Annotated in this window: 9 protein-coding genes; 2 read left to right on the top strand and 7 right to left on the bottom strand. The window is 60.8% G+C overall.

Features of this window, described 5'->3' with window-relative positions; all coding sequences use genetic code 11:
* Window positions 1-69 precede the first annotated feature (69 nt).
* The 7 genes from JMV15_RS07045 to aspA all read right to left on the bottom strand — a co-directional run bounded on the left by JMV15_RS07045 (window position 70) and on the right by aspA (window position 12,422).
* Entirely contained in the window at window positions 70-4,668 is a 4,599-nt protein-coding gene (locus JMV15_RS07045) for a dermonecrotic toxin domain-containing protein (protein ID WP_038452016.1), read from the bottom strand.
* Window positions 4,669-4,807: 139 nt separating this feature from the next.
* A complete protein-coding gene (locus JMV15_RS07040) occupies window positions 4,808-5,899 on the bottom strand; it encodes a polyamine ABC transporter substrate-binding protein (protein ID WP_019818144.1) in 1,092 nt (363 codons plus the stop codon).
* Complete coding sequence (locus JMV15_RS07035; protein ID WP_014720538.1) at window positions 5,896-6,930, bottom strand: histone deacetylase family protein; 1,035 nt, start codon at window positions 6,928-6,930, stop codon at window positions 5,896-5,898. The genes JMV15_RS07040 and JMV15_RS07035 overlap by 4 nt, the downstream gene beginning before the upstream one ends.
* A gap of 132 nt (window positions 6,931-7,062) precedes the next feature.
* Window positions 7,063-8,055, bottom strand: coding sequence for an AraC family transcriptional regulator (locus JMV15_RS07030; protein ID WP_014720537.1), 993 nt, complete (start codon window positions 8,053-8,055; stop codon window positions 7,063-7,065).
* Between the two features lie 50 nt (window positions 8,056-8,105).
* Window positions 8,106-9,083: an asparaginase gene (locus tag JMV15_RS07025; protein WP_019818141.1), complete on the bottom strand. Its 978-nt coding sequence runs from the start codon at window positions 9,081-9,083 to the stop codon at window positions 8,106-8,108.
* A gap of 76 nt (window positions 9,084-9,159) precedes the next feature.
* Window positions 9,160-10,605, bottom strand: coding sequence for an alanine/glycine:cation symporter family protein (locus JMV15_RS07020; protein ID WP_019818140.1), 1,446 nt, complete (start codon window positions 10,603-10,605; stop codon window positions 9,160-9,162).
* A 392-nt stretch (window positions 10,606-10,997) separates the two neighbouring features.
* Window positions 10,998-12,422, bottom strand: a complete 1,425-nt coding sequence (gene aspA / locus JMV15_RS07015) for an aspartate ammonia-lyase (protein WP_003195657.1) — start codon at window positions 12,420-12,422, stop codon at window positions 10,998-11,000.
* A gap of 181 nt (window positions 12,423-12,603) precedes the next feature.
* Here aspA and JMV15_RS07010 point away from each other — a divergent pair, with 181 nt between their 5' ends.
* Both JMV15_RS07010 and purE read left to right on the top strand, forming a co-directional pair.
* Window positions 12,604-13,512 carry a LysR substrate-binding domain-containing protein gene (locus JMV15_RS07010; protein WP_019818139.1) on the top strand — a complete coding sequence of 303 codons (909 nt, stop codon included), beginning with the start codon at window positions 12,604-12,606 and terminating at the stop codon, window positions 13,510-13,512.
* Between the two features lie 331 nt (window positions 13,513-13,843).
* A complete protein-coding gene (purE, locus tag JMV15_RS07005; protein ID WP_003195648.1) occupies window positions 13,844-14,335 on the top strand; it encodes a 5-(carboxyamino)imidazole ribonucleotide mutase in 492 nt (163 codons plus the stop codon).
* The last annotated feature ends 4 nt before the right edge of the window (window positions 14,336-14,339 follow it).

The raw sequence follows: 14,339 nt of genomic DNA, 5'->3' as shown, positions 1-14,339 counted from the left end.
TAGATACGTCGCGCTGCGGCTGGCTGCGGTCATGAGTCGAGGGCGCGAACGCCCCCGCCTCAGGGGGAGTCATTTCACCGTGAAAAACAACCGCCGGGCCTGGTCTAGATTGATGTCACTGAGATACACCGCGGTTTTCTGCTTCTCGCCAAGGCCGTTGAGGGTGTCGGACTCCGCGCCACGGGCGTGCTCCTGCGGGGTTTTCAGGCGCGCGCGCAGGAATGCCTTGGCGGGCACCCAGTCGGTTGAGTAATGAAAGTGGGCATACCACAGCACGCTATGGTCTTCGCGGTTGTGGATGGTGTACTCGTCCAGATAGTCCTTCTCCGGGCCTTTGAGCCGTCGCCGCGTGACGGTTTTCTTGATGACGACCTCTTGGTTTTTCAGCAGCCATTCCAGAGCATGCACGGTGGGTGGATGCTTTTTGAACAACAACGACTTGTAGCGTGAAGCCTCCTTGTAGAGGGCTTGGGCCGCCTCGTTGAGCTTTCTGTCCACAAGCGCAGCCGAGTCCTTGTGGCTCTCGGTTGCGTTGCCTTGGGTGAGGGCCTCTTTAATATTCGAAGACGCCTGTTCCAGCGCCAATGCGTGCTGGTGAAACAACGTTTCTATGCCGATGGCCGTGCGCTCCGGCTTGGCCGCTTGTTCGGCGGTCCGCTGCTTGAAAGTCTCCAGTGCATCCAACAGGTCCTGTGCCTGTTTGATGCGGGTGGCAACGTCCACGACAACACTGGGTTGTGTTTCGGCGGGCGTTACGCGCTGTACCCAGACGCCTGCGGGCTTTTCGTGGAAGGTCGCCATGATGTCCTGAGTCAGTGGAGATCTGATATCTACCAGACCGGTTTCCTCGCCTGTTGCTGACAGGCGTGGGTCACCGACCAGCACACCGTTGTAACGCGTATAAATGACTTTTTTCCTGGCTTTAGGCGGGGTCGGCGGCGGAGTTGGCCGGTTTCTGATGGCGTCCCGGTCACTGTGCAGCAGCTCCAGGTGGCCAACGGTTTCGTTGTAGAAGCTGCGGATTTTTTCACGCAGGCGCGTAAGGGGGGTGGTCAGTGCAACGTTGGTAAATTCCGCTGGAAAGTCCTGCAGGCGTTCATCAAGGACATTGAACTGTTCGACCAGGCTGCCCACGGTTTCGATGCGTTCGTCCAGACGCGACTCGCTGCGTTCGAACAGGGTTTCACGCAAGGTCTGAATCGACAGATTGGCGCTGTCGACAATACGGTCGATGGCGTTCCAGGCATCCGGAGCCGTGGTCATGCTGTTTTCGTCCACGCACAGATTGCGCGCCAGGGTCACTTGCAGGAACCTGAGGTCGCGGGCCGTGTAAATCGGCAAGCTTTTGCGGTGTTGGCAGATAGCCTTGAAGCCGGATCGCCCCATCGTTCTAAGTTGAGCGAACCGCGACTCTGTGTAGTTCAGGCGTGCGATCATGTCCTGGCTCATCTCGGTCGAGGTTTGGGCGTCCTCGATATGACGCTCCTCGGGATGGCTGGCCTGGCGCTCAATCTGGTCCAGCACGGTTTTAAGCTTCGGTGTGAACGTGACTTGAGCTTCGCGTATACCGGTTTCCGTCAGGTCCAACTGGGCGCCGACGTAGCGCACGACTTGCTCTTGATAATTCGCAGTCGGGGCAAACACATTCAAGATCTTGAGTTGTTGCAGCGCCGTTTCGTAGTTATTTCGCTGGGCCTCGAGCTTTTGCAGGTAGATCTCACGGCGGGCATCGGCCGAAGTGCTGGCCTGGGGGTCCTCCATCTCAGCGCGGGCCGCCTGTATCTCCAATTGCGTGGCGCTCTTGTCTCGCTCAAATTCTGACAATCGCCGCTGGGCTTCCACTGTCTTGACGTCCGCTTCGGATTTGGACCTTTGCTGTTGTTTTTTCGGGCCGCCGCCGCGCAGACGCAGACGCGTGTCGATGAACCATTGGCCCTGGGCGTTGTGAATCAACGTCGGGCCTGTGCGCTCCGGTTGCTTGGGGTCGATGATGACCACTGTTTCATCGTCATCGGTGTTCACCTCAAACCAGCGCTCCCCCACGGGGGCGTAGTAGCGCTGTGCATGCCGGAATAGGTGCTGGTGCTGGCCTGCCGCGCTTTCAGCGGGACCCAGGCCGTCGGGCTTATTGATTTTGAAGCTGTCGAGCAGGGTGGCAAGTTCGCCAGGGGCGCGCTTGATTGCGCCACTGATGTGCAAGTGAGGTGAATGTTTGGACGCCAACGCCTGGGTCAGGGACGGCTGTTGTTTGACGGTGACGTCCGTGGCGCTTGTCGGCTGCGGCAGGGTTGGCTGGGCCTTACGTGGGTAGCCTGGACGGTGGCTGCGGCTGGCGACATGCAGGGTGATGGCCATGCCAAGGTTGAGCAGGACATCGCTGAGCGCCGACCACTCGGCTTGCTGCTCACCGTGCTCCTGGGCCTCGATAAAGTTCTGCAGTTGATCGACCACCTGCCAGATCCACACCGCCGTGCCCACGGTACGACCGAGAAAGGGCAGCACGGCGTTGAATATCAGCCAGCCGGCTTGCTTGAACGTGGCCCAACGGTTTTCGGCATTGGAAACCGATTGCCGATCCGACAGTTCGATCAAGGCATTGGCGTTGGCTTTGAACAGAGTGGAAAATCGGTCGCCGTTAAGCACTTGTTCACCCAGCGCCATGGGGCCGCTCATGGTCCATAGTTTGTCAGGCTCGATCAGGTAATCGGCCACCTGCCAAGGCGTAGGCAGTGCGCCGGGGAATACGTAATTGGCGTAGTCGTTACGCACCGCATCCGGTAGCCAGGCCAGTACCGACTCGCGCAGGGTGCTCGATTGCGAAATCCCATAGATCAGATTGGCCGGAGTCGGGAACTGCATCAGGGGCGGTGTGAACATCGGTCGATACAACAGGCATGGGCCGGCCGTCAGGTCCTCGGGGCCGATCACGTACATGTTGGCAACGGTGTCCAATGTCGCTTCCGCGCGCCGCAGGGGCCGAAACGCCAATGGCCTGAGCACAATGGTTTGCCCGTCAACCTGGCGGTCAGTGGCCTCGTCTTGTAACACCGCCGCCACATAGCGGTAGCCTCGCTCGTCAATGCCTTCTTGCTGGCGAATCTTGGCTTGCAAGGCCTGCATAGGCAGTTGGATACGCAGGTGCTGGCTATAGAGGGTTTTACGGCGTAATGACTCCTGCGGGTCGTCCAGCAGTTTTTGTTTGATCAACGCGGGATAGGCACTGCCGATATCGGCATCGGTGACCAAGTCTACAAAATAGCCTGAGGTCATCCATCCAGGCAGGCTGAACCCCTTATCGATCTCGACAGATCGATTGCCGGTCGGCAGCGCAATCAGGTTTTGCAAGGCCAGTTCTACCACGCTCAAAGAGGTGGTTTCGAACTGACCCGGCACCACGAAGGTGCCCCAGATGACCGGGCTTTTCACCGTCAGGCGGATTTTATCCAAGGGAACGTTGGCGCTGGCAGGATGATCCTTGATCATTTGCGCCTTGATCACCTTCAACGCGTAAGCCTCGATGGAGGGAACGTCGTCGAGGTAAGAGCGGCCGGCGTTCTGGTTGTGCAGGGCGGCGAGGTCCTTCAAGTGCCGGGCAAAGAAGTTCTGGTCGGCGACGGACGCCTTCGTCAGCCAGTCGGGCAACTGGTTCTGATACCAGGCAAGCCCTGGGCCCTTTTCAGGGGCAAGCGGGGCGATGGCTGGCGGCGTGCCGAGGACGACATCGGCGTTATGGGTCTGGCGCAGGTCCGAGAAGTCGATTGCACCCACGGCCTCGACCAGCACGGACACCATTGCGCAGGCCTGATGATCAAAAAAGTCGCCATCAGGCTCGAACAGCCGCCAATGAATTTCCTGGTTCGAAGCAGAGGCTGGCAGGTGCAACGACAATGAATTGCCCAGGTGCTCCAGCGAAGAAAATTTTTCATAGCCCTTGAGCAGTGAATACATGAGGATCGAACGCTGCCCTTCATGTTCGCCGAGCAGTACCGCGATCACCACTTCATTCTGGTGCGTCACGTGGTCAGCGTCGACGCGGTCGATATCGATCAGGCAGGCCTTGAGGTTGTAAGGGTCTTTGCCCTTCCTGTCGGCTTTATCGGGGTGGGTGAACAGGGTGCGCGCCATGGCGCACTCGGTGGCGCTCCAGTCGTCTGCGGTCTCGACATTCCAGACTGCCCGCAACATGCTCGACAACTCGTGCCAATGGGGGCCGCTGCCGTTGGTTTGATTCCAGTAGGCGACCAACTGTTGCTGGAAGGCCCGCAGCATGACAGGAGCCAGCAGGTTGAGGGTTTTGGCGATTTCACAGATACGCACGGGCAAGTGAACCGTCGGCTCGACGATCGGTTGCTGGGTGAGAAAGTGTTCGCCCTCGATGTACAGGGTCGGCACTGACAGAACTGCCTGTTGAGCGAGGATGTCGCTGAGTGCCTGATATTCCGTGGGCCCCGCGACAATCTCGTCGTCAATCAGTCGCCAGGTCGGCGTGCCGACCATGGCGATGTCCGGGTTGATATCCAGCGTCGGGTACTGTTCCCGAAGTGACTGGCGCAACAGAGCCGATGCGGTCTCCCTGAATGAAGGGCCGACATAGAGTTGGGTGAACAGCGCTGAGCGCTCATCCAGCCGTTTGGCGTTCGTGTGGTTATTTGCAGCGGGTGAGGTCATAGAGTGGCTTCCCTGTCTGACCGGTTGATGGAGATAGCCCGAGGTATAGGTTCGGAATTTCCATGCTAGGGCTCGGCCAGACAGGTAGGCGGTGCTTACATAGGCCTGCTGTTAAATGCACGTACGCCAGTACAGCGCTTCACCTCCCGGACTTAATCTTGGTCCAGGCCCTTGTCCTGGCGCGTTCGGCTTTGCTGTCCAGGGGTTTGAGGGTGTAGAGCGTGGTCATGGCCGTGTCGGTCGGGTACAGGTTGGGGTTGTTGCGTATGGCCGGGTCGACCCGCTCGGTAGCGTCCTTGTTCGGGTTGGGATAACCGACAAAATCGCTGACCGGTGCGATGACGTCGGGTTGCAACAAATAGTTGATGAAGGTGTAGGCGTCGCCCGGATTTTTAGCGCCCTTGGGAATGGCGAGCATGTCGAACCAGATCGGCGCGCCTTCCTTGGGCAAGCGCATATCCACGGTCACGCCATTCTTGGCTTCCTTGGCGCGGTTGGCGGCCTGGGAAAAACTGCCGGAGTAGCCCACCGCCACGCAGATATCGCCATTGGCGATGTCCGCCATGTATTTGGAAGAGTGAAAGTAGGTGATGTACGGGCGGATCTTCATCAACAGCGCTTCGGCCTTGTCGTAGTCCTTGGGGTTGCTGCTGTTGGGGTCCAGGCCCAGGTGCTGCAACGCCAGGGGCAGGATCTCCGAGGGCGAGTCCAGCAGCGCGACGCCGCATTGCTTGAGCTTGCTGATGTTCTCTTCCTTGAAGATCAGGTCCCAGCTGTCCACGGGGGCGTTGTCGCCCAGGGCCGCCTTGACCTTGGCTGGGTTGAAGCCGATCAGGATGGTGCCGTACATGTAGGGCACGGCGTATTGATTGCCGGGGTCGTTGGCCTCGATCAGCTTCATCAGCTTGGGATCGAGGTGGTTCCAGTTGGGCAGTTGGCTGCGGTCCAGGGGCTGGAACACGCCGGCTTCGATCTGTTTGGCCAGGAACACGTTGGAGGGTACCACCACGTCATAGCCGGAGTTGCCGGTGAGCAGTTTGGCTTCCAGGGCTTCGTTGGTGTCGAAGATGTCGTACACCAGCTTGATCGACGGGTGCTGGGCCTTGAAGTCTTCCAGCGCCTTGGGCGTGATGTAGTCGAACCAGTTGTAGACCTTCAGGGTTTTTTCTTCGGCCTGGGCTGCGCCGCTGACAACCACGGCGCACAGGGCGAGCGACTTGAGTATGTTCATTGGGCTGCTTCCTCGAAACCTTCCAGCACGTTGACGGCGTTGATGCCGATTTCCTCCACCGCGTAGCCGCCTTCCATCACGAACAGCGTGGGCTTGCCCAGACGGGCAATGCGCGCGCCCATGGCCAGGTAGTCCGGGCTGTCGAGCTTGAACTGCGAGATAGGGTCGTCCTTGAACGTGTCCACGCCCAGGGACACCACGATGATATCGGCGGCGTAGCGCTCGATCTCGGCGCAGGCCTGTTCCAGCGCCGCGCTCCAGGCCTGCCAGCCGGACCCGGCCGGCAACGGATAGTTGAAGTTGAAACCAACGCCGGCGCCCTCGCCATGCTCATCGGCGTAGCCAAGGAAGAACGGAAATTCTGCCTCCGGATGGCCGTGAATCGAGGTGAACAGCACGTCGCTGCGCGCATAAAAAATCGACTGCGTGCCGTTACCGTGGTGGTAGTCCACGTCGAGGATCGCGACCTTTTTGCAGCCTTGACCAAGGAATGCCTGGGCTGCGATGGCCGCGTTGTTGAGGTAGCAATAACCTCCCATCAAATCGCTGGCGGCGTGATGCCCCGGCGGGCGGCACAGGGCGAAGGCACTGTGGGCGCCTTGCGCGATGGCGGCCTGCGCGGTAAGGGCCACTTGCGCCGCGCTGTAGGCCGCTTGCCAGGTGCCGGCGGTGATCGGCGCGCCACCATCGAAACTGTAATAGCCCAATTGGCCGTGCAGGCTGGTGGGAAGCACACGGCGCAACGTACGAGCGGGCCAGGTGTAGGGCAACAGGTCGCCGTCCTGGCCGTACTCGGTCCAGCGTTGCCAGGCGCCTTTGAAGAAGTCGAGATAGTCACGGCTGTGAATACGTTGCAGCGGCGCCAGGCCGAAGTCCTGAGGGGCCTGCACGGGGCCCAGTTCACGGTCCTTGACCCGTTGCAGCACGTGATCGGCACGCGAGGGCATTTCGAAGCAGGGCATCAGTTGCCCGTCCATCAGTTCACAGCGGCCATGGTGCAGGTGGTGATCGTCCGAGTAGATCGTCAGCATTTGTTGTTCTCCGCAGGCTGTATTCGTGAGTGCAGTCTTGCGGCGCACGCGCTTTATGAGAACGACAGGAGCGGCCAAAAGGAGATAAATATGGCCAAAGTGTGTGTCCGCAATTCGCCCCTTATTGGCGCGTCATGCTCGAAATTGGCTCGGCGTGACGCCGCTCCAGCGCACGAACGCATGCCTGAAGCTCGCCGTTTCGCTGAACCCCAGCGTCTCGGCAATCCGGTGGATCGGCCACAGGTCGTTAGCCAACAACTGTTTGGCGCGTTCGAAGCGCAGCTCATCGAGCAGTTCCTGATAGCTGCAACCCAGGTTGTGCAGGTGCCGGCGCAGGGTGCGCGCCGAACAGTTCATCTGCTGGGCCAGGCCATCGAGCCCAGGTGCGGCGTGCAATTGTGCAGCCAGCAACTGGCGGATTCGCCCCAGCCAGGCCTCGCGCCCGGTGAATTCGGTGTTCTGTTTGCGACAACGTTCGACCATGGCCTGGTGGGTGACCGCGTCGGCCAGGGGCAAAGGTTGGGCGAGCCAGCGTTTATCAAAGGCGAACGCGTTGGCTATAGCCTGAAACTGGAGCGGGCAGTCGAAGCTCTCGGCGTAGCGGGCCTGATAATCCGGCGCCTCGTGCTCGAACCGAGCGCCCAACAACGGCAGGGGATGGCCGAGCAGGTCGTCGCAAATGACCTTCAGTGATCCCAGGCACAGCTCGACATTGAAGGCAGTCAGTGCCGGGTTTTCGCGGTAGTCGCCGGCCGTGAACCAGATGCGTTCGCCGTCTTCGTCCAGGCTCAGTTCAAAGAGTGTTCCCAACAGCGCCGGATACCGCAGGGCCAGGCGCAAAGCGTCACCGAAAGTGGCACTGGTGAGCAGGGCATAGCCCAGTAGGCCGTACGAGGAAACATGCATACGCCGCCCAACGATCAAGCCGATATCACGCTGATGGGCCACGGCATTGGCGCACACTTGCATCTCCTGATGTGTGGCGATACGCGTGTCGGCGCGGCTCAAATCCGCCGCACAGATGCCGCTGCCGGCCAGCAATGCTTCATGGGGCAAGCCTTCGGCCTCGAAGGTACGCAGCACCAGGGACACGGCATTGAGGGTGGTGAGGTGGGAATGCAGCATGGGAACTTCCAGCCAGGGGATGGCTGGAAGTGGAGCAATTTACATGCCGGTCAGCTCAGCTCGCCGCACAGGTCCAATTCCACCAGGCGGCGGATTTCTTCGCTGTCCAGCCCCGCGCCGATCAAGGCGTTGAGCTTGCCGAAGGCTGCTTCTCGGGTCATGCCGCCGCCGGACAGTACACCCACGCTGCGCAGGCGGCTGCCGGCTTCGTAGACATCCAGTTCCACGCCGCCTTCATGGCATTGGGTGATTGCAACCACTACCACCTCTTGATCCTGCGCACGTTGCAGGCTGGCGAGGAAGGCCGGATTTTCACTTGGCCCGGTGCCGCTGCCGAAGCATTCGAGTACCAATGCCTGGATGCCGCTGTCGATCAATGCATCCAGTTGCGCGGCAGCAATGCCCGGAACGAGCGGCAGGACGCCAACGTTGGCCGGGGCCTTGTCGTTGCGGTAGGCCAGCGCGGCGGGAAGCCTGTCTGCCAGGGCGACACCGCCGTTGCGCTGCAGTGCGGCAAACGGGTTGCGCCCAAAACTGCGAATCTTCGCGCAGCGAGTCGGCGCCATCAGCGCGCCGTGGAAGTACAGGTGCACACCCGGCTTCAGGCCTTCGCCCAAGGCCGTCAACGCACCGCTGACGTTTTCCCAGGCATCGCTGTCGGGCACACCGGCCGGCAGCATCGAACCGGTGAACACCACCGGCGCCGGGAGGCCCAGCAGCTGGAAGCTCATGGCCGCTGCGCTGTAGGCCAGGGTGTCGGTGCCGTGCAGGATCAGTACGGCATCGCAGCCGGCGTCTACCGCCTCGACCACGGCGCTGCGCAGGCGTTGCCAGTAGGCGGGGTTCATGTTGGCGCTGTCGATCAGTGGTGACATTTCCCGGAAGCGCCACGCGGGCAGGTCTGCGTCGGCAAACTGTTCTCGCATACGCACTTCAAAACCAGACGCGGGCGCCAGGCCATTGGCGCTGGCCTGCATGCCGATGGTGCCACCGGTGTAGAGCACCATGACGTTGTTAGCTGATTGCATCGAAAATCTCCTGAACGAAAAACGCCGCCGGGCCCAGAGCATGCCCAAGGCCGGGCGGCGTGTCATCTAGCCGTGATTAACGTTGCGCTTGAGCGCTCAGTTCAGCTGCCGGAGCCGCCTCGGTTTTCACCGGGTTGGCTGGCCATGCCTTGCGGTCCAGGTCCAGGTCGGGGAACTGGCTGGAGTCGAACACCGGGGTCTTGATGCCCGCTGCGCGCTGGTTGTCGTAGTCATTGAGGATGCGCATGGCAATCTTGAACAGGAACGCCAGGGCAAACAGGTTGACGAACGCGAGCATGGTCATGGTGATGTCGGCGAAGGCGAACACGGTGCTCAGGTTCTCGATCGAGCCCCAGAAAATCAGCACCAGCACCAAGGCGCGATAGCCCATCAGCACCTTGCGGTTATTGCCGACCAGAAAGCGCAGGTTGCTCTCGCCCAGGTAGTAGTTGTACATGATCGAGGTGAACACGAACAACGCCAGGGCCACCGAGATGAACATGCGGCCCCAGTCACCCACCACCGCCGCCAGGGAGTTCTGGGTCAGGGCAATGCCGTCGCCTTCAAAGCCTGGGGTGTAGAAACCCGACAGCAGGATCAGCAACGCAGTACAGGTGCAGATCACGAAGGTGTCGAGGAACACGCTGAACGCTTGCACCACGCCTTGGGCGATAGGGTGTTCTACCGACGCCACTGCCGCCACGTTAGGCGCACTGCCCAAGCCTGCTTCGTTGGCGAACACGCCGCGTTTTACACCCATGATGATCGCGCTGCCCACCAGGCCACCGAAGGCTTGGTCGAGGCCGAACGCGCTCTTGACGATGGTCGCGAGCATGGCCGGTACGTGGTCGAATTGCAGCACGATCACGTACAGGGTCACGGCGATGTACACCAGAGTCTTGACCGGTACCAGCAGGTCGGCAATCGAGGCAATACGCTTGATCCCGCCAATGAACACCAGGCCCAGCAACACCGCCAGCGCCAGGCCGGTGTAGGTGGTGTCGAGGCCAAACGCGTTATTCAACGAGTGCGTTACAGCGTGGGCTTGCAGGCCATTGAAGGCAAAGCCGAAGGTCACCAGCAGCAGGAACGCCATGACCATCCCCAGCCAGCGTTTCTGCAGGCCGTGCTGGATGTAATACGCCGGGCCGCCACGGTAGGTGCCTTCAGCGTCGGTGCGCTTGTACAACTGGCCGAGGGAGCACTCGATAAAGCTCGAAGACATGCCCACCAGCGCGGTGACCCACATCCAGAACACGGCACCCGGGCCACCCAACGTCACGGCAATGCCGACTCCGGCGATGTTACCGGCACCCACCCGGCCGGCCAGGCTGAGCATCAGCGCCTGGAACGAGCTGAGTTGGCCGGCGCTGCTCTTGAGGCTGTCTTTAAACACCGAGAACATGTGGAAAAAGTGACGCAACTGCACGAAACGCGAGCGGATCGTGAAATAACCGCCGAGCCCGACTATGAGCACGATCAGTACTTTCCCTGAGAGGAAGTCGTTGATGACTTCGAGCATGGAGTGTTCCTCGCTGATTTTTCTAATGGCAAACGCAGGACGGTCCGACGCATCGCTCGGCACCAGGCAGTGCACGACGCTCGATCCCCATCCTTTTGCGGGTGTTGTTATTCATGCGCTTTCGCGTGGTTCCCGGGCCTCGTTACCGACAGCCGCAGACGCGAAGAGGGGCGGCACTATACCTAGGCGAGCGTGATCCGTCTGCACGGGGCGATTAAAGGTTTCAGCGCGGTCGCGCAAGGCGAGGAAGGTTTGCGGTGCGATATTAGATTTTTTATGGGCGTCATGGAGCAACCTCAAGGCAAAAAAAAGGGCCTGAAGAACGAGCCTTCAGGCCCTCAAAAGGTGAGAGGTGTCTAGTCCCTCAACCTGGTGAGCGGTGCAACAAACGCTTAGGCCTTCAGCGGGACCAAACGTGGGGCAATCATGTTTTCCGGGCGCAGGATGTCGTCGAGCATGGCGTCGTCGAGCAAGCCTTCTTCACGCACCAGTTCCAGCACGCCGCGCCCGCTTTCCAGAGCGATACGCGCAATGCGGGTGGCGTTTTCATAGCCGATGTACGGGTTCAGCGCGGTGACCAGGCCGATGGAATGCTCCACCAGTTCGCGGCAGCGCGCTTCGTTGGCGGTGATGCCGACGATGCAGTGCTCGCGCAGCATGTCCATGGCGCGTTGCAGCAGGCGGATCGAGTCGAAGATCTTGAAGGCGATCAGCGGCTCCATCACGTTCAACTGCAGTTGGCCGCCTTCGGCTGCCATGGTCAGGGCCAGGTCGTTACCGATGACCTGGAACGCTACCTGGTTGACCGCTTCCGGGATTACCGGGTTGACCTTGCCGGGCATGATCGAGCTGCCTGGCTGGCGAGCCGGCAGGTTGATCTCGTTGATGCCGGTGCGTGGGCCGCTGGACAGCAGGCGCAAGTCGTTGCAGATCTTCGACAGCTTCACGGCGGTACGCTTGAGCATGCCGGAGAACAGTACAAAGGCGCCCATGTCGGAGGTGGCTTCGATCAAGTCGGCCGCCGGTACCAGCGGCTGGCCGCTGATGGTGGCCAGGCGTTGTACGGCCAGGGCCTGGTAGCGTGGGTCGGCGTTGATGCCGGTACCGATGGCGGTGCCGCCCAGGTTCACTTCGGTCAGCAGCTCCGGTGCCAGGGTTTTCAGGCGGGCCAGGTCTTCACCCAAAGTAGTGGCGAAGGCGCGGAATTCCTGGCCGAGGGTCATCGGCACGGCGTCTTGCAACTGGGTGCGGCCCATTTTCAGCACATGGCTGAACTCGGCGCCTTTGGCGGCGAACGCCTGGATCAGGCTGTCGAGGCTGGCCAGCAGCGCGTCATGGCCCAACAGCAGACCCAGGCGGATCGCGGTCGGGTAGGCGTCGTTGGTCGACTGCGCCATGTTCACGTCGTTGTTGGGGTGCAGGTACTGGTATTCGCCTTTCTGGTGACCCATGGCCTCCAGCGCGATGTTGGCGATGACTTCGTTGGCATTCATGTTGGTTGAAGTGCCGGCGCCGCCTTGAATCATGTCCACCACGAACTCTTCGTGGAAATCGCCGCGGATCAGACGCGCACAGGCTTCGCTGATGGCAGCGTGCTTGGCTTCGCTGAGCTGGCCCAACTCGCGGTTGGCGTCAGCGGCCGCTTGCTTGACCATTGCCAGACCGACCACCAATTTCGGGTAATGCGAAATCGGAACGCCCGAGAGGCGGAAGTTATTCACCGCTCGCAGGGTCTGGATGCCGTAATACGCTTGAGCCGGTACTTCGAGTACGCCAAGCAGGTCTTTTTCGGTACGGAATGATGCAGCAGAGGACATGACGGAAATCATCTCAATATGGACCCGGAACTGGCCGGAACGCTGCGAATGCTAGGCTTGTAGAACTTTTTGGGCCAATGCTGTTAAACACTGGCCTATGCACAAACGGCATAATGTGGATGTGACCCGGTTATCTTGGCGGGCGTGTGTGCCAAAATGGTGCATTCCGTGGGAGGCAGTGATGAACCTTGAGAGCAAGTGGTTGGAAGACTTCAGCGCCCTGGCGGCGACGCGTAGTTTTTCCCAGGCGGCTGAGCGGCGCTTTGTCACCCAGCCGGCGTTCAGTCGGCGTATCCGCAGCCTGGAAGCCGCGTTGGGGCTGACGTTGGTCAACCGTTCACGCACGCCGGTGGAACTGACAGCGGCCGGGCAGTTGTTTCTGGTGACGGCGCGCACCGTGGTCGAACAGCTCGGTGAAGTACTGCGCCATTTGCATCACCTGGAAGGCGGGCAGGGCGAAGTCATGCAAGTGGCGGCCGCCCACTCCCTGGCCTTGGGGTTCTTCCCGCGCTGGATCGCGCAGTTGCGCAACGAGGGCTTGAATATCGCCACGCGGCTGGTGGCCACCAACGTCGGCGACGCCGTGCACGCCCTGCGCGAAGGCGGTTGCGACCTGATGCTGGCGTTCTACGACCCGGACGCGGCGATGCAAATGGACGCCGAGATTTTCCCGTCGCTGCACCTGGGCAACACCGAAATGCTCCCGGTGTGCGCCGCCGATGCCGAGGGCAAGCCGCTGTTCGACCTGGAGGGCGAGGGCAGCGTGCCGCTGCTGGCCTACAGCGCCGGCGCGTTCCTTGGCCGCTCGGTGAATTTGCTGCTGCGCCAGAGGGCTCTGCGCTTTACCACCATCTATGAAACCGCCATGGCCGACAGCCTCAAGAGCATGGCGCTCGAAGGCTTGGGAATCGCCTGGGTACCGCAGTTGAGCGTACGTGCAGAGTTGGCGCGCGGCGAACTGGTGGTGTGTGGCGGGCCGCAATGGCACGTGCCGCTGGAGATTCGTCTGTATCGCTGCGCGTTGGTGCGCAAGGCGAATGTGCGGTTGTTGTGGAGGAAGCTTGAAGGTGGGGCGGCGCAAAGCGCTTGAGCCCAGCGCAGAACACATGTGGGAGCTGGCTTGCCTGCGATAGCGGTGTGTCAGCCAACCTATTTTGCGCTGATCCACTGCTATCGCAGGCAAGCCAGCTCCCACAGGATTTCGTGGTGTTTTCGCTGACTCTTAAGTCAATAAAACCGCCACTTTGCGCCGCTAGACAGATGGTCATCCCAGGGGCTGTTTATCTGGATTATTACGGTATACTGCGCGGCCTTCGGCCGGTCCAACCGGCCTTAATTCGTACACCAAGCCACGCCGGTCTCCCGCGTGGCTTGTTGTTTTTTGACGCGCCTGCGGGCGCCCAGAGAGAAGAGGCACGACGATGAGTGCATTGGTTGGCGTGATCATGGGCTCCAAGTCCGATTGGTCCACCCTTAGCCACACCGCCGATATGCTGGAAAAACTCGGCATTCCGTACGAAGTGAAGGTGGTCTCCGCCCACCGCACCCCGGATTTGCTGTTCCAGTATGCCGATGAAGCAGAATCCCGTGGCATCGAGGTGATCATCGCCGGTGCCGGCGGCGCGGCGCACTTGCCTGGCATGTGCGCGGCCAAGACTCACCTGCCCGTGCTTGGCGTGCCGGTGCAGTCGTCGATGCTCTCGGGCGTGGATTCGCTGTTGTCCATCGTGCAGATGCCGGCTGGCATTCCGGTGGCAACCCTGGCGATCGGCAAGGCCGGCGCGATCAACGCAGCCTTGCTGTCCGCCAGCATCCTGGGCGCCAAGCACCCGCAGTTTCATGCGGTGCTGAAAAAATTCCGTGCTGAGCAGACAGACAGCGTGCTGGACAATCCAGACCCACGCATCGCCTGAGGTT

It is taken from the genome of Pseudomonas paracarnis (assembly GCF_904063055.1).
GTDB classification, from domain to species: domain Bacteria; phylum Pseudomonadota; class Gammaproteobacteria; order Pseudomonadales; family Pseudomonadaceae; genus Aquipseudomonas; species Aquipseudomonas paracarnis.
The sequence above is the reverse complement of the archived record's forward strand: the minus strand, read 5'-3'. Positions and strand labels throughout refer to the sequence as shown.

Excerpts from the sequence above, each read along its gene's own strand:
- JMV15_RS07020 (WP_019818140.1), bottom strand. The coding sequence starts at position 10,605 with ATGCTCGAAGTCATCAACGACTTCCTCTCAGGGAAAGTACTGATCGTG.
- JMV15_RS07025 (WP_019818141.1), bottom strand. The coding sequence starts at position 9,083 with ATGCAATCAGCTAACAACGTCATGGTGCTCTACACCGGTGGCACCATC.
- JMV15_RS07030 (WP_014720537.1), bottom strand. The coding sequence starts at position 8,055 with ATGCTGCATTCCCACCTCACCACCCTCAATGCCGTGTCCCTGGTGCTG.
- purE (WP_003195648.1), top strand. The coding sequence starts at position 13,844 with ATGAGTGCATTGGTTGGCGTGATCATGGGCTCCAAGTCCGATTGGTCC.
- JMV15_RS07040 (WP_019818144.1), bottom strand. The coding sequence starts at position 5,899 with ATGAACATACTCAAGTCGCTCGCCCTGTGCGCCGTGGTTGTCAGCGGC.
- aspA (WP_003195657.1), bottom strand. The coding sequence starts at position 12,422 with ATGTCCTCTGCTGCATCATTCCGTACCGAAAAAGACCTGCTTGGCGTA.
- JMV15_RS07010 (WP_019818139.1), top strand. The coding sequence starts at position 12,604 with ATGAACCTTGAGAGCAAGTGGTTGGAAGACTTCAGCGCCCTGGCGGCG.
- JMV15_RS07035 (WP_014720538.1), bottom strand. The coding sequence starts at position 6,930 with ATGCTGACGATCTACTCGGACGATCACCACCTGCACCATGGCCGCTGT.
- JMV15_RS07045 (WP_038452016.1), bottom strand. The coding sequence starts at position 4,668 with ATGACCTCACCCGCTGCAAATAACCACACGAACGCCAAACGGCTGGAT.